The organism is Salinimonas profundi (genome assembly GCF_014750655.1).
In the GTDB taxonomy this organism is placed as follows: Bacteria; Pseudomonadota; Gammaproteobacteria; order Enterobacterales; family Alteromonadaceae; genus Alteromonas; species Alteromonas profundi_A.
Genome location: NZ_JABBXD010000008.1, coordinates 17,948 through 33,854 on the forward strand (window position 1 = coordinate 17,948; position 15,907 = coordinate 33,854).

Here is a 15,907-nt window from a genome sequence, read left to right on the forward strand (position 1 = left end):
GCGATATGGTTAGCAGACGACTAACGGGTGAAATCTGTGAAACATGCGAATAAAAAACCAAGCATTCGGCTGGCTCGCCGCTGTGACAGCAACCTTATTAGTGGTACCGGTTGTAGCAACAGCTGTTTCAGATTCTGTGAACTGGAGCTGGGCTGATTTTATCGTAGCTGCAGTAATGGTGCTCCTTGCCGGTACCGCCTTTATCCTTGTAGGCCAGTATATCAAGCCCGCGCGCAAAGGCTGGCTGATGGCAATCCTGGTGCTGTTGACGCTTCTGCTATGGGCCGAGCTTGCGGTAGGTTTATTTTTTCAGCCAGGCATATAGCCGCATTCTCGTGCATGAAACAGCTATGATTTTTTATGTTTTTAGATCGTCACAGATGCACCAAATGCGCAGACGCTTCGTAAAACCAACATATTGTTTACATTTGCCGCTTTTTCGGAATATTCCGGTCATAGGTTCCGGCGCGATTAACTTATGGTGAATACATGTTAAACGTCATTGTCACTGATATCTTCGGCAAAACGCCAGCGCTAAACCGTATTATCGCGCGCTTGTCCGGCGACGTAAAAATTGTCGACCCATACCAAGGCACGTTCAACCGGTTCCGGGATGAGGCAGAGGCTTACAACGGCTTTTGCACCCAGGGAGGCCTGCAAAGTTATACACACGCTTTGTGCAATTCAGTCAAATATATCGAACAGCCTCAGTATTACATCGGCTTTGGTATAGGCGCTGCAGCATTATGGCGGGCGTCCGCGCATCCCGCGCTATCCCGTGCACGGGCCGGCATCGCATTTTACGGTGCCCAGATCCGGCACTTTGCACAAATCTCGCCACGATTTCCTATGACACTGGTGCTGCCTGACTATGACACCAGCTATTCTGTCGCCCAAATGGTTGATAAAGTCTCAAGACACAGTTTTGTTACTGTCAAACGCACCGCGATGGGTGAAGGTTTTATGAACATTCAGTCGGCGAATTACAGTAGTTTCGGTTTTGAAAAATACTGCCGGGCGCTTGCCAGACAATCGTTATATTATGCAAATACAGCAGCAACCGTGTCTGCAAAAAGCTTTCAGGAATGCATCCGACAGGGATAAAATCACCCAGTATGTCAGGGAAAAGACTGAACACATTTTTACTGATTCAGCATAGCCATATCGTTGATGATCTTGATATCGATATCAGGTATCACCGCCTGACCGGCAGAGTGGTTGTAAAGGTTAATCAGCAGAAAGTCCTTTCACGGCTGACCTGGCTGTCGCCGTTTATTAACCATACGTTCCATATAAATTCGATTCGCTACCGACTACGTATTATCTCTTTGATTACCTGGTCGGCAACGCTTTTTCGGGATGCTGAATGCTGTATCAACGAGCTGTTACCTGCCCGGCGAAAGCGTGTGCTGGTCAGATGGACCTCCGGCAGTATCCTTTTTCTTACCCGACTCCTGGCGAAAGTTTTATAGTTTTCTTTCAATAACTTAAAAAACACTACTCATCGAATCAAAAGTGTCCTATGTTAAATAAGAAAGCGGCAACAGACCGCTCACAACGACATTAACTGGAGCAAAGGAATGTCCGGCATTCATCAAGACAGTACTCACAGATCACCCCAACCCCACGATATACCGATTCGTGACTCAGCACTGACCGAAACACAACAGGAAGCTAAAACTCACGCCATCGTATCTTATGTGTTTATGGTACTGGGGTTAATTACCGGCATTTTCTGGCTTGTAGGGGCTATCTGGGCAATGGTAAAAAAATCAGATGCCCGGGGAACGCCGTTCGAGGATCATTACTCGAATATTATCAAAACATTCTGGGTGGGTCTGGTGGTAACGATAATCAGTATACCTCTTGCGGTGGCTCTGATTGGCTATCTGACCCTTCTGACTGTCTGGATTTGGTCTATCTATCGCATTGTAAAAGGGGTGGCCCGCCTTAGCGCCAATCAGCCCTATTACAGATAGCATTTAAGGCAGCTACCTAATCGCTGACGTATTGGCGAAGCCGGTTTTCGTAGACTAAGGTTAGATCAGTGGCCGATTTTTATAATCATCCTCCTTTGCCTTGAGTAGATTAAGACGCGCAGCGATATTGAGACTTTTTCCAGGGAAAAATACAAATGGAAGCCGTAACCGGAATAGGTGGGTTCTTTTTTCGTTCGAAAAACCCTAAAAAACTGGCCGAATGGTATGAGACAAACCTCGGCGTGATGCCGGTCCCCGACAGCTATGATAAAGCGGGCTGGCAACAGCAGGCAGGCACCACCGTGTTTGCGCCGTTTAAAAACAATACTGATTATTTCGGAGACGATAAAAAAGGCTGGATGATTAATTTTCGGGTGAGTAATCTCGATGCAATGGTATCGCAGCTTGAAAATGCAGGTATTACCGTTTCTGTCGATTCCACGGTTTACCCAAACGGTAGATTTGCAAGGTTATGTGATCCTGAAGGGAACCCTATCGAACTGTGGGAGCCTAACTCAGCATAATATAAATAAATCATTCCTCCAAAGGAGCCTTAGATGGAACATCCACTTTCTTGCGAATGTCACACCGTCCAGGGCCATGTTCTTCCCGGCGCCACCGCCAGCAGAGTGTTGTGCTACTGTAAGGATTGTCAGGCTTTCGCCCGTTACCTGAATGCTCAGGATACCGTGTTGAACGTTCAGGGCGGCACTCACATAGTTCAGCTTGCTGCCTCCCGGGTGGTCATTACTAAGGGAATGTCGCATATTGCGGCCGTTCGGTTGTCACCTCGCGGGTTAATACGCTGGTACGCCAGTTGCTGCAATACCCCTATCGGAAATACGCTACCTACTAATCAGCTCCCATTTATCGGGCTGGTCGACAATATTCTGAATCAGGCTGCTATTCCAAAAGATTTTCCCGGCAAAATTGCGGTTGTGCACACACAATCAGCGATTGGTCACCCTAAGCCTTCTGCACATGGCTTACCCGGCACGATGTGGCGTTTTTTGCGTATTGTCGCCAAGGCCCGGATGTCTGGCGCCTACAAGCAATCTCCTTTTTTTGATGAAAATGGTAAGCCAGTGGTGGAACCGGTTGTCCTGAGTGATGAGGAGCGTAAAAAGCTTAACTTTGCCGGCCAGACTTAACATACCCGAACTTATAATGGCTCTCTGAGGAGATACGCCGCGCTTACCGAATGCTCACCCTGGTGCTGAAGCGTCGGCTAGTACAAAAATCATTTTGATGTTTACACTAAAGTTCAGTGTTAGAATACGTATTCCTGCGCTACTTTTACTCTATCGGTAGCGCGATGCACGGGTTGTACCGCATCACCACAGGGAAAAGTTTATGTTTCACACTCGTCAGGTCTGCCTGGTTATACTAAAAACGCTGGCTCGCCCTCGCGTTGTTCAGGCTCTTTTTCTTTCTCTGTGCGCTATCCTGCTAGGGTTCTCGCTTTCGTGGCAATTTCTGTGGCTACTATTCCCGCTACTCCTAATCAGCGAAATCGTGTTACTTGTCGGAAGTAAATCGAATGCATTGCCATTTTCCAGTGAGGAAATCAGCCCGTGGAAATCCCTTCGTGTTGCCGATGGCTTTCTTTATGTTGGGCGCACGGCGCTGCCAATATCCTCAGTGCCGGTGGCAATACTTGCGCATCAGAATGATTATGTGACGCTGCAATTGCCGCAAAATACCATCAGCGGGAAAATTCCTGTGGTCAGATTCAGCCCGGTATATTTTCCCGCCGTCAAAGCGTTTATACGTCTTCGTTTGCCTGATACCACAATGCATATACTGGCAGCAGAGGGACCGTCTGCACCGGCAATTAAAAAGGCCTCTTAACACGTTAACCTTTTCACGGGCTATGGCGCAGCAGCTAACATGCCATTAAAACATGTTCATAATTTAAACTACCCTAGCCCGAGACCACGCCGGACGAGGGCTATACATAACCACTTTATGACGTTTTTACGACAATTAGATGAAACAATTCTAGGAAGACACCCTTAATTTGTATATAATTTGTAAACGCGTGTGTGTTATACGTAGTGCTGGCGCAGTTGTAGACTTACAAAGGCGCAGGTTTTCCTGATGAAAGAAGAGGACAAGCCTATGTCTATCTATCTTTGTATTAGCGGTATCGTTTTTAGTGTTTATCTTATTGCCAATCTGTGGGCAATGAGCTCAAACAGGCTAAATCAGCCAGGGTATGTACTTACTGATCTGGACGGTTTAGTTGGCGTTCGTCATAACAGCCTTTCCAGGTTATTTTCCGGTTTTACTACGCTCGTTGCTAAACAGCATATTCGCAGGATCCAGGTTTCTTCAGAATGCCTGACGTTATTTACCGATGCGGATGACTGTGTCAATATCTGGCTGTCTGACAGGTATTTGCCCATTAACGCGAATTATGCCAAAGTTCTTTTTCCTCAGGCTGAGTTTGTCGACAGCCCTTTTCTGCCATAATAGTTACGCTTTCCCGCTGAATTTACAAAGATAAAACAGCGTATTAACCGAAATTATATAACTCGTAAAGCTACCCTACCACTGTCCACTATTGCACCAATATGGACATCGCCTCAATACGTCGAGAATACCCTGTAGGCGCGTATAATCCTCACCGATTTTCATACCGCATAGCATTCATCGCTTTACAGGAAAATTAGTCACATGCAGAAAACACAACACGGTTTTATTGAAGACCTTTTTGCGCTGGTCTGCGCAGGGCTATTTGTCGCGTTCGGCGTTTATTTATTTCAGTCGCAGGATTTAATGGTTGGCGGTGCGGCCGGGCTGGCGCTGCTTGGTACTCATGCGTTGCCCATGGATTTTGGTCTGCTGTTCTTTCTTATCAACTTGCCTTTTTATGCGCTGGCGTGGACGCAAATAGGTAAACGCTTTACGGTAAACACGTTTATTTCTGTTACTACGGTGTCGGTACTATCCGAACAGATCCCGAAATTTGTCGATATCTCTAACGCTAATCCGCTGTTTGCAGCAATTTTCGGTGGCATGCTGATTGGTGTCGGCATGCTGATTATGTTCCGCCACACCTCAAGTTTGGGCGGCGTAGGTATTCTTGCCTTCTTCCTGCAAGGCAAATACGGCATTCGTGCCGGTACATTTCAGTTAAGCGTAGACACTGTGATATTACTCAGCGCGTTGATGTTTATCGAATGGCCACTGGTTGTCGTATCGGTTCTGGCTGCCTTCTGTTTGAATATGGTGCTATCACTCAACCATCGTCCAGAACGCTACGAGGCGGCCCCACAGGCACGCCAAATGGACGTTGAGCATGGTGCGCAGCCTCAGGGCAGTTAACAATTAAGAGATAATAAAAGGTCGCTGATGCGGCCTTTTTTTCGCTCAAATAAAAAAACCCGGCAGAAGCCGGGCAAGGAATATGAGGATTACTTCGCTGCTTTTTTCGAATTGGACTATTCACGAAAATATCGTTTAAGCCTTCTTTAATTGTTATGACTGCGTCCGTACAACAAAAAAGGCATCCGAAGGTTGCGCAACACCTTTACTATATCCCGATGATGAGTATATCGCCCTTATTCTTTGGACTAAATTTTACAAAGATGTATCCAGTAGCATCATCAGTATAAAGCCGCCTAGCAAAGTAAATGTCGCCAGGTTCTGGTTACCATTATTATGGGTCTCGGGTATGATCTCATCACTGATAATAAACAGCATCGCACCGGCAGCAAAAGCCAACGCCCAAGGCATCAGCGATTCCAGCGTGGCTACCGCCATCGCCCCCAGCAAGCCGCCCACTGGTTCAACCAAGCCCGATGCAATACCGATAAGTGCAGAACGAAGCGGTGTATAACCAACCGACAGCAACGCAACAGCCACCGCCAGCCCTTCTGGTATATTCTGTAATCCTATGCCTATAGCCAGGGTAAGACCATTTTTCACCTCTCCACCGGCAAAGCCAACGCCTACCGCCAGTCCTTCCGGAAAGTTATGTAAGGTAATTGCGGTAACAAACAGCCAGATACGACTCAGCTTGTATGCATCGCTGCCTTCCCGCCCCCGGGAAAAGTGTTCGTGGGGCACATATTGATGGATAAGAAATAATACAGCCGCGCCAAGAAATGTCCCCCCTGCGACTGAGAGTGGTCCGTAAAGCCTGTGGTCATAGTGTTGTGAACCATATTCAAGCGCGGGTAATAACAGTGAAAAAAAGGTTGCCGCTAACATAATACCGGCTGCCAGACTCAGCAAACCGTCTTCCATACGTCGCGACAGGCGTTTTATAGTAAAAACGCCCAGTGAGCCCAATGCAGTACCTGCGCTGGCACATAAGCTGGCAACAAAGCCCATAACAACTACACTACCGGGATCCATACTCTGCTTTTTCGTTGGTGATGCATTACCGATGTCTTGTTTTATCGGTAGCGAACAACTCGTGGTACGCGTGGCGATACGCGGGTCATGAGCTCATAAGAAATTGTGCCGGCACAGGCGGCTATTTCATCAATACGCAGGTTTTCGCCCCAAAGCTCAACAAAATCACCGATTTGCACCTTACCTGCATGGGTAACATCTACGGTCAGCATGTCCATAGACACACGTCCGGCCAGCGGTGCCCGCTGGCCATTAACCAGCACCGGTGTGCCATTCGGACAGTGGCGTGGATAACCATCAGCATAACCGATGCCAATCGTAGCGATAACACTGTCTGTTTGTGCCTGCCATGCCTGCCCGTAGCCTACATACTCACCGGCTTTAACAGTACGTAGTGCAATCACAGAAGCGCGTAATGTCATCGCGGGCTGAACACAGGACAAATAAGCATCATCACGCATTGGGTTGCTGCCAAAAACGCCCAGCCCGACCCGGTTCCAGTCGCCATGTGACGCAGGCCAGCCAAGTGTGGCCGGTGAATTGGCAATACTGACGGCAAGCCCGGTTTGCGCCACCAGCCTGGCAAATGCATCCAGTTGATGAGCCGTTGCCGGGTTATCGGTATCATCAGCGCTGGCCATGTGTGTCACCAGTACACAATCATCACCAATAATCTGACGATACTGTGTCAATGCGCGCTGTGCATCTTCAGGTGTCATCCCAAGCCGGTGCATGCCAGTATCTACTTTCAGCCAGATCCCCGGAGGATCTGTCGGGGTTTGTTTCTTCACCCACTCCAGCTGTGTCGTGTCGTGAACAACGATGGTCAGATTTTCATCGCGGGCCTGCAAGCATTCCTTTTCCTGGTGCGGCCCTTCCAGAACAACAATCGGGGCATCAATACCGGCTTCACGAAGCTTAATGGCTTCTTCGGTAATTGCCACAGCAAACGCGGGCGCCTTATTTCTTAGAATGCGTGCAACATTGATTGCGCCGTGTCCGTAAGCATCGGCTTTAATGACCACCATGGTCCGACTTTGCGGGGCAAGTCTGCACATGTAGTCAAAGTTGTGAATAATCGCATCGGCGTGAATGATGGCCTGGGTTTGTCTGCTCAACGTACTGTTACTGATTGCGTTAACGGATGGCCAGCATACTAGCATGAAAACACCTATGGATTGGAAGCCACCATCGCCGCCGCGTGCATTTTTAACGGTCGCTGACAAATTTGTTGTGCAGTCAGCTTGCAAGCCGTTTTCATCAGGCCGATACTGCCCGATATCGTCATTTTCTATACAGGTACTTTATGGCAGGCTCTCAGGAAACACTGCTGGCACAGCTTGATACGCTCATTTCCGAAGGCAGAAATCCGGCAACCTTGCATATCGATGAAGGCACTGCGCTGGATATCGTGCGTATGATTAACCGCGAGGATCATCTCGTGGCGCCGGCTATCGAAAAGATACTGCCCGACATTGCAAAGGCTGTGGATTGCATTGTAGACGGACTCAGCCGCAAGGGTCGGCTCTTCTACATTGGCGCCGGTACCAGTGGAAGGCTGGGCATTCTGGACGCGGTGGAGTGCCGCCCCACGTTTTCTGTCGAAGATACCCTGGTAAATGGCATTATTGCCGGTGGCGAGCGCGCCATCACTCATGCGGTAGAAGGGGCTGAGGATGACGATATGCAAGGTCAGAAAGATTTAGACGGTCATGCTATTACACGTCATGACGTTATCGTAGGCCTGTCAGCCAGCGGCCGGACACCTTATGTCTGCGGCGCACTGCGTAAGGCCCGCGAACGGGGTTGTATAACCATAGGCATCGCCTGTACCCCTAAGTCACCCGTTTTAACATTTTCTGATATCGCATTGTGCCCGGTGGTGGGCCCGGAGGCGCTTACCGGATCGACCCGCATGAAGTCAGGCACCGCGCAAAAGTTGATTTTGAATATGTTGTCCACCGCGTCGATGATCCGGTTGGGCAAAACCTATCAGAACCTTATGGTAGATGTGAATGCGTCTAATGAGAAGTTGCGAGCCAGGGCTATCCGCATTGTGATGCAGGCTACCGGCTGCGAGGCGCCCACTGCAAAACAGGCGTTGAGTGACGCCGGACAGAACACCAAGGTCGCCATTCTGATCATTCTGTGTGATGTCGACGCTGCAACAGCCCGCCGGATGCTTGAAAACAGTGATGGCTTTTTACGCCGCGCAGTGCAGGAGCAATCATGAAAGCACGCCAGGCGCTTATTCTGCTACTCGCAGTCATCGCGATCCCCGCACAGGCTATTCGGGTTGCTGCCGAGCAGCCTGCCAAATACTTACCTTTGCTTAAAAACAAACGTGTCGCGGCGGTAGTCAATCAAACCAGTCAGGCCACCGACGGTCACCTGGTGGACTTTCTGCTCAGTGAAAATATCAATCTGATTAAGGTGATGGCACCGGAACACGGCTTTCGTGGTAAGCAGGCTGCCGGTGAAACCGTCATTGACAATATTGATACTCAAACCGGACTACCGGTCGTATCACTTTACGGCAAGAATAAAAAGCCCTCCCCGGATATGCTCAGTGATGTCGATATTTTGGTATTTGACGTACAGGATGTCGGTACCCGCTTTTACACCTATATCAGCACGCTGCATTATGTGATGGAGGCCGCGGCAGAAAACGATGTTGCCGTGGTCGTGTTAGACCGCCCCAATCCTAACGGCGCCTTTGTCGACGGGCCGGTAAGACAGCCCGGCTTTGTGTCTTTTGTTGGCGTTGACCCGCTGCCGCTCTTACACGGTATGACGGTCGCCGAACTGGCGCTTATGATTAAAGGCGAAGAATGGATAAATCAGGCTGATAAGTTAACACTATATACCGTGGCTGTTGAGGACTACGCACGTACCATGGCAGTTACCTTGCCGGTCCCCCCCAGCCCGAACCTGCCTAACACGACGTCTGTTCGCCTTTATCCCTCCCTGTGTTTATTTGAAGGCACCACGGTAAGTGTCGGGCGCGGTACGCCCTATCCATTTCAGATTATCGGCCATGACAAGGTAAGACTGGGCGACCTGACTATCACGCCTGAAGCCAGTCGCGCGGCCCCGTCACCGAAACTGGCAGGCGCTGAGCTTATAGCATTGGATCTGCGTCAAAGTACGATAAAAGGTTTCGATATCAGTTTGCTGATAAATACCTATCAGCAATTTGTAAGCGCAGGCGAAACATTTTTCAGTCACCCAGACTTCTTTGACAAACTGGCAGGCACAGATGCGCTGAGAAAGGCCATGCTCAAAGGGCAGGATGCAGCGACGATCAGACAACAGTGGCAACCTGAACTTGAGGCGTTTAAAAAGCGACGTACACCTTATCTGCTTTACCGATAAAACAAACGGGTTGATACCAGGACGTTTATCCCCTTAAATGGGGTTTTTACTGTATGTTCAGGATGAGTCACCGGTGCCCGACAACGCGATTTATTCAGTTAAAAACCACTGGCAGGCCTTTGTCACACAGTTAGAAGGTCTACTGCGGCCTGAACAGCTTATTCGTGATGTGAGCCGGCGCACCGCTTATAGTACAGACGCCAGTTTTTACCATCTGACACCCCGCTTGGTGTTAAAACTGGACGATATTACGCAAATCCAACGTGTTCTGAAGCTCGCCTGTCGCTGGCTGGTGCCGGTGACATTTCGCGCCGCCGGGACCAGTTTATCGGGACAGGCAATCAGCGACTCCGTATTAATTCTGTTATCCACGCACTGGCGACAGGCCGATGTGCTGGACGATGGCGCGCGCATCCGTTTACAGCCTGGCGTTGTCGGCGCTTATGCCAATCAGGTACTGGCCCCTTTTAACCGTAAAATTGGTCCTGACCCGGCCTCTATCGCCACCTGCAAGATTGGTGGAATCGCTGCGAATAATGCATCAGGCATGTGCTGCGGTGTAAAACATAACAGTTACCACACCATGGAGCATATGACGTTCGTGCTGGCTGACGGCACCCGGGTGGATACCTCTGACCCGCGGTCTGTTAAGCAATTTTACCGGAAGCACGACCGGCTCATTAATGATATCAGACGGCTACGCGCCGAGGTCTGTGCTGACGAGATATTAACAGAGCGTATTCGTCATCAGTATCGATTTAAAAATACGCTGGGGTATGGCCTGAATGCTTTGCTGGATTTTGAGAACCCGGTGGACATTATATCCCACCTGATGATTGGCTCAGAAGGGACCCTGGGCTTTATCGCGGATATCACTTACCGCACCATAAAACTTCCTGCCTTTAAAGCTGCCGGCCTGTATCTGTTTGAATCTGCCGATGATGCCTGCGATATGATTGAGACCCTTGCCAGGGCTGGTGCCGATGCCGTAGAGCTGATGGATGCTCGGGCATTGCGCTCGGTAGCCGATTTGCTGGCGCCCTTTTCTACCCGGCCAGTATCTTCAGACAACGTGGCGCTGCTTATTGAGCTTACCGCTGACCAGCAGGATGCGCTGGATGACGCGCTTGACGCTGTCACAGCATGCTTTCATGCCGGGCAATCGATACACGCCCTGCAACCTTTTACCCGCGATACCGCGGTGATCACCACATTGTGGAGTATTCGCAAAGGCTTGTTTCCTGCGGTAGGGGCTATCAGACAACCTGGAACGACGGTTATCATCGAGGATGTGGCGTTTGATCAGCATAAGCTGGCGCAAGGCATTGCGTTATTGCAGCAGTTGTTTGAGAAATACGGGTATGACGAGGCTATCATTTTCGGGCATGCCCTGGATGGCAATGTGCATTTTGTTTTCACCCAGCGGTTTGACCGTGCTGAAGAAAAAGCCCGCTATCGCGATTTTATGCAGGATGTCAGTACGCTGGTTACTGACAAACTCCACGGTACACTGAAAGCTGAACATGGCACCGGCCGCAATATGGCACCTTTCATCCGACAGCAGTGGGGAGGCCGGGCACTGGATGTAATGAAACGGCTCAAACATGTTCTGGATCCGGCGGACATACTGAATCCTGGCGTGATCATAAACGATGATCCCCAGGCGCATCTAAAAGATCTTAAGCAGCTGCCTCCGATCGATGAGGAAATAGATAGCTGTATAGAGTGTGGTTTCTGTGAACCACAATGTCCCTCAGCGTCACTGACATTGTCTCCCCGACAACGCATTGCGCTGATGCGCCGGGCTGCGCTGTTACCGGCCGCAGATCAGGCAGAAATTGAACAGGACTTTGCCTATTTAGGTGACAAAACCTGCGCCGCTACCGGATTGTGCGCCACCGCCTGTCCGGTCGGCATCAATACCGGCACCTGGATTAAAAAACAACGGCATGCAAGGTCACCGGACAGCCTGCACTTCATGGCGGAACATCTGCCTCTGTCACATTCGCTGGCGCGCGGTGCGCTCAGGCTGAGTGCTGGTGCTGCCGCGGTCACGTCAAAAAAAACGCTGCAAAAAATAACCCGTACAGCACACACTCTTAGCGAGCGAATTCCGGTTTTTGCGTCAACAACACCACCGGCAGCATCTACCAAATACGCCACCGGGCAGTCATTTTCAGAGCAAGTTGTCTATATTCCGGCCTGCCCGAACCGGGTATTTGGCGGCAAAGACAAACATCAGAATCTGAATAAAACGGTGGTCGAGCTTCTCAATAAAGCTAAAATAGCGGTGCGGTATCCCGACGCGCTGACCTCCCTGTGCTGCGGCCAGCCATTTGAAAGCCATGGTAATATGCAGGCTGCTCAGCAATATCGGGAACGATTTGTCAACGCCCTTCAAACGGCAAGCGAAAATGGTCGCTATCCTATCATTACCGACAACAGTACCTGCGCGCTGAGCAGCTTGTCAGCACCGGAAATAAAGGTCACCGAGTTGACTCAGTACCTCAATGAGGTCGTGGCACCGCGATTACTAATTACTCCTGTGAAGGCCCCGGTGGCATTACATGTATCGTGCAGCAGTCAGCACCTTGATGGAGCCGCTGGCCTTCGCGCTCTGGCTGATAAACTGTGCGACGAGATCTTCCGACCCAGCCACATTTCCTGCTGCGGCTTTGCCGGCGATAAAGGTTTTACTACACCTGAGCTGAATCAGGCAGCATTGTCACCACTGCGTGAGCAATTGCCCGCAAATTGTCATCGGGGTATCAGTAACAGCCGAACCTGCGAAATCGGTTTATCCCAGGCCAGCGGCATTCCTTATGAGCACATAGCGTACCTAATGAACGAGGTAAGTGAGCCCTTACATTTTCAAGGAGTTAATGAATGAAAGCGTTCATGAATGCTGTGAGTCACTATTTTGATGAGCTGCACTGGCCCTCACTACATCAGTCGCATCTCACACTCGATGATATTCAGCCGATTTTGAAAACGTTATCCAGCGATACCGCTATCGATGTTTCTCTGGTGGGGCATTCGTATCATGGCAGACCTATCCATCGGATCTGCATGGGAAACGGAGAAAAGCGTATTATGGGCTGGACGCAGATGCACGGCGATGAGCCTACTGCTACCGCCGCTGTTCTGGACTGGTTTAACCTACTGGCCAGTGTGCCGGAGCATATCGCTGAGTCGACACTTTTTTCACAGTGCAGGCTGTGCTTTATTGTGATGTTAAACCCCGATGGCGCGCAGGCCAGAGAACGCAGAAACGCCCAGTCCATTGATATCAATCGCGATGCCCGCGTATTACAAAGCCCCGAAGGCATGTTATTAATGCAGGAGGTCAAACGCTTCGCTCCGGATATTGCATTTAATCTGCACGATCAGAATCCGTATTATCTGGCCGGTGATAACCATGTGCATAAACGTGCCTCGACAATGGCTTTTTTTGCGCCGCCCTTTGATGCTCAGCGCACGACCGATATAAAGCGGCAGCGCGCCAAACAACTCATTGCCGACATTCAACAAATGCTGACAAGCTACTTTGATGTAGCTATAGCCCGCTATGTAGATGGCTTCTCGGCACGATGTTTCGGCGACACCATCGCTGGCATGTGCAGTACGATTTTAATCGAAAGCGGAGCTCGGCATGACGATCCCTGCCGCCACACTGCCAGAAAAATGAACGTGATGGCGCTGCACTACGCGACCCTTGCCGTTGTCATGAACAAGCCGCTGGCTGCCGTCAGCGGTTATTACGATATTCCGGAAAATATTGAGGATGGAATGTGCGATGTCCTGTTAAGGCATGTCAAACTGGGTAAGCCGGAGCACCATTACTTTGCGGATATCAGTATCAATATCCTTCAGGAAGGTGCATGCATTACCGATATCGGTGATTTGGCAGCACATGCCGGCTTTACTGAGAAAGCCTGCGACGGCTGGCGCCTGTTGCCTGATAACCCTTACCGTGTGAGCCAGTCCCTGACTCTCACCACATCCCGTTACCGCGCGCTTTTACTACAGGGTTACAACAGGTTTATTGATAGTGACCACAAACTGACTATTCAGACCTCACTGCCGGTTGTAGTCGATACGTGGAGCAATACAGGCATTTATTCTCCGGCTGTGGTGGGTAGCCGCCCGGCCCTGCTACTGACGCAGGACCAGGCCCCCGGTCTGGCCATCATCGACGGCGTTTTTATCGACCTGTAAACCTTAATCGGCTGACGGTACCGGCAGCGTTACCGGCGATTTTCCCGATGGCGTATGGCGCCCCAGCAGTGTTTTTGCCAGCGTGTTAAATACCGCACCTCTGGCATCGCCGCCACGGGTCACCTCAACGTTATAACCAAAGGTTGCTAGCTGCACGTCGCTGATGTGATCAAATGCTGCAGTATTATAAGGTGCCCGCATACTGACAAACACATTCGTGGCGCCACCTTTACCGGCTGTCTCCATCAGCGTTTGCAAAAACGCATGCCGCTCAGCCAGCCCACTGCGATGTTTTATCAGTCCATCAGGGTCCAGCCCGCCCATTTCAGCCACAGTATGCGCAGGCGTTATATCCCCTACAATCAGCACGTCGCTCTTGTTCCATTGTTGCCATGGTAACGCAGAGGGTAGTTTGACCAGAGAGCGACACGCCACAACTATCTGGCTTTCCAATGCTTGTATCGCGTTGACCATCGCTTTACAGCGGGCGGCATCCGGCATGATCATTCGCCAGCGTCCTTTCTGAGTAACCGGCAGTCTCTGATTACCCTTAATCAGCGTAATCGCCGCATCAGCCAGTGACTGCTCGGTGCGTATCGCCTCTTCACCAGGCAATTGTCCGGTCGCTGTCTTTATCCTTTCATTTAACGTTTGCTGGATAAACCGGCCGACATTGAACCGTGATTTAGTATCAGCAATGCGCTGCGCAGATTCAGTTAGCTGTTGTTTGTCCAACTCACCCGCGTCCAGCTGTTCCAGCAGGTAATGACGCAGCGCGTAAAATGACTCTATGTCCTGCTCATTTCGTATTGCAACTGGCATCAGCGCAATATCTGCCCCGGCATTGAATGTTTTAACCAGCGCATCACGGGGTGAAAAATAATGCGCAATCCCCGCCATATCCATCGCGTCGGTGACAATCAGCCCTTTAAACCCTAGCTCTTTACGCAAAATATTCGTCAGAATCGGTTTTGATAAGGTCGCCGGAACTATCCGCTTTTCACCATCACGGGTTTTGACCTGGGTGGCATCCAAATGCGGATACTGAATATGGGCTGTCATCACCATTGCCGGTGACTGGTTATCGATAATGGTTTTAAATGGCAACAGGTCGACTGCATCAACCCTGTCTCTGGTGTGCGTGACTTTAGGCAATCCGGTGTGGCTGTCGACATGGGTATCTCCGTGTCCCGGAAAGTGTTTAAGGGCGCTGAGAATATCCTGCTGCTCAAAGGCACTGACTGTGATCTGCCCAAGACGTGCCACCTGCTCGGCTGATTCACCATAACTGCGCACGTTAATCACAGGGTTTTGCGGATTGACGTTTACATCAACAGACGGCGCAAAATTCACATTAAAGCCTAACAATCTCATCGATGTAGCTAATTTTTCTGCCACAGCTTGCGCATAGCGGGCATCATCATCACCGGTGGCACCTATCGCCATATTCCCGACAAACCGCGTGGCGATGCTATCCGGGATGCGGGCAACCCGGCCGCCCTCCTGGTCGATGGCAATAAACAGAGGCGGCAAGTCATGTTCAGCCATCAGGGTTTGTAACTGATAGTTCAGCCTGACCAGTTGTTCAGTGCTCTGAATATTTTCTGAAAATAAAATCACCCCGCCTATGCGCCCTTCTGTCAGCAGAGACTGCACTGAGGCAGGCACAGTGGTCATGGGTTTGCGGCAGGCAGCTGATGGCGTCTCGTCCTCGCAAAAATACCGAAAATCCAACATTAGCTTCTGTCCCAGCGCCGTTGTCAGTTCATCACGGCTTGCAGGCTCGGCCTGGCTGGCAAAAAGAGAAAAAATGGGGAGAATACAAAAAAGTACAGCGTTGCGCATAATTACCCGGGTAAAAGCGTTGGTGACCTGCATATTACTTCAGCGCCTGCTTAAATTAAATGGCTACCGGTTAAGGCATCGCATCTAACGTGTTCAACAGGTATCATGTAATCAGGCAAAGAAGA

At 50.2% G+C, this 15,907-nt stretch carries 16 protein-coding genes; 13 read left to right on the forward strand and 3 right to left on the reverse strand.

The genetic code is table 11. The features are described 5' to 3' along the window. Positions 1-43: 43 nt before the first annotated feature. The 9 genes from HHX48_RS13370 to HHX48_RS13410 all read left to right on the forward strand — a co-directional run bounded on the left by HHX48_RS13370 (position 44) and on the right by HHX48_RS13410 (position 5,309). Positions 44-325 carry a hypothetical protein gene (locus tag HHX48_RS13370; protein ID WP_191025937.1) on the forward strand — a complete coding sequence of 94 codons (282 nt, stop codon included), beginning with the start codon at positions 44-46 and terminating at the stop codon, positions 323-325. A 164-nt stretch (positions 326-489) separates the two neighbouring features. After that, positions 490-1,104 carry a hypothetical protein gene (locus tag HHX48_RS13375; protein WP_191025939.1) on the forward strand — a complete coding sequence of 205 codons (615 nt, stop codon included), beginning with the start codon at positions 490-492 and terminating at the stop codon, positions 1,102-1,104. 11 nt (positions 1,105-1,115) lie between these two features. Continuing rightward, positions 1,116-1,472, forward strand: coding sequence for a hypothetical protein (locus HHX48_RS13380; RefSeq protein ID WP_191025941.1), 357 nt, complete (start codon positions 1,116-1,118; stop codon positions 1,470-1,472). A gap of 108 nt (positions 1,473-1,580) precedes the next feature. Next, positions 1,581-1,979 (forward strand): DUF4870 family protein, encoded by a 399-nt coding sequence (locus HHX48_RS13385; RefSeq protein WP_223858370.1) that lies wholly within the window; start codon positions 1,581-1,583, stop codon positions 1,977-1,979. A gap of 155 nt (positions 1,980-2,134) precedes the next feature. Continuing rightward, a complete protein-coding gene (locus HHX48_RS13390; protein WP_191025942.1) occupies positions 2,135-2,503 on the forward strand; it encodes a VOC family protein in 369 nt (122 codons plus the stop codon). Positions 2,504-2,536: 33 nt separating this feature from the next. Then, positions 2,537-3,130 carry a DUF6151 family protein gene (locus HHX48_RS13395; protein ID WP_191025943.1) on the forward strand — a complete coding sequence of 198 codons (594 nt, stop codon included), beginning with the start codon at positions 2,537-2,539 and terminating at the stop codon, positions 3,128-3,130. 202 nt (positions 3,131-3,332) lie between these two features. After that, positions 3,333-3,830 (forward strand): hypothetical protein, encoded by a 498-nt coding sequence (locus HHX48_RS13400; protein ID WP_191025944.1) that lies wholly within the window; start codon positions 3,333-3,335, stop codon positions 3,828-3,830. Between the two features lie 249 nt (positions 3,831-4,079). Continuing rightward, positions 4,080-4,454, forward strand: a complete 375-nt coding sequence (locus HHX48_RS13405) for a hypothetical protein (protein ID WP_191025945.1) — start codon at positions 4,080-4,082, stop codon at positions 4,452-4,454. Positions 4,455-4,658: 204 nt separating this feature from the next. After that, entirely contained in the window at positions 4,659-5,309 is a 651-nt protein-coding gene (locus HHX48_RS13410) for a YitT family protein (RefSeq protein WP_191025946.1), read from the forward strand. A 255-nt stretch (positions 5,310-5,564) separates the two neighbouring features. Here HHX48_RS13410 and HHX48_RS13415 read toward each other — a convergent pair whose 3' ends face one another. Both HHX48_RS13415 and alr read right to left on the reverse strand, forming a co-directional pair. Then, positions 5,565-6,344, reverse strand: a complete 780-nt coding sequence (locus HHX48_RS13415) for a ZIP family metal transporter (RefSeq protein ID WP_191025947.1) — start codon at positions 6,342-6,344, stop codon at positions 5,565-5,567. A gap of 41 nt (positions 6,345-6,385) precedes the next feature. Then, positions 6,386-7,507 (reverse strand): alanine racemase, encoded by a 1,122-nt coding sequence (gene alr / locus HHX48_RS13420; RefSeq protein ID WP_223858372.1) that lies wholly within the window; start codon positions 7,505-7,507, stop codon positions 6,386-6,388. Positions 7,508-7,650: 143 nt separating this feature from the next. Between alr and murQ the strand changes: the two genes are divergently transcribed. The 4 genes from murQ to HHX48_RS13440 are packed head-to-tail and all read left to right on the forward strand — an operon-like array spanning position 7,651 to position 13,937. Beyond that, a complete protein-coding gene (murQ, locus tag HHX48_RS13425; RefSeq protein WP_191025948.1) occupies positions 7,651-8,577 on the forward strand; it encodes an N-acetylmuramic acid 6-phosphate etherase in 927 nt (308 codons plus the stop codon). Beyond that, positions 8,574-9,719: an exo-beta-N-acetylmuramidase NamZ family protein gene (locus HHX48_RS13430; RefSeq protein ID WP_191025949.1), complete on the forward strand. Its 1,146-nt coding sequence runs from the start codon at positions 8,574-8,576 to the stop codon at positions 9,717-9,719. The genes murQ and HHX48_RS13430 overlap by 4 nt, the downstream gene beginning before the upstream one ends. 37 nt (positions 9,720-9,756) lie before the next feature. Continuing rightward, on the forward strand, positions 9,757-12,609 hold the full coding sequence (locus HHX48_RS13435; protein WP_191025950.1) for an FAD-binding and (Fe-S)-binding domain-containing protein: 2,853 nt from the start codon (positions 9,757-9,759) through the stop codon (positions 12,607-12,609). Continuing rightward, on the forward strand, positions 12,606-13,937 hold the full coding sequence (locus HHX48_RS13440) for a M14 family zinc carboxypeptidase (protein WP_191025951.1): 1,332 nt from the start codon (positions 12,606-12,608) through the stop codon (positions 13,935-13,937). The genes HHX48_RS13435 and HHX48_RS13440 overlap by 4 nt, the downstream gene beginning before the upstream one ends. Before the next feature lie 3 nt (positions 13,938-13,940). Here HHX48_RS13440 and HHX48_RS13445 read toward each other — a convergent pair whose 3' ends face one another. Further along, positions 13,941-15,815, reverse strand: a complete 1,875-nt coding sequence (locus HHX48_RS13445) for a glycoside hydrolase family 3 N-terminal domain-containing protein (protein WP_191025952.1) — start codon at positions 15,813-15,815, stop codon at positions 13,941-13,943. Positions 15,816-15,907 lie beyond the last annotated feature (92 nt).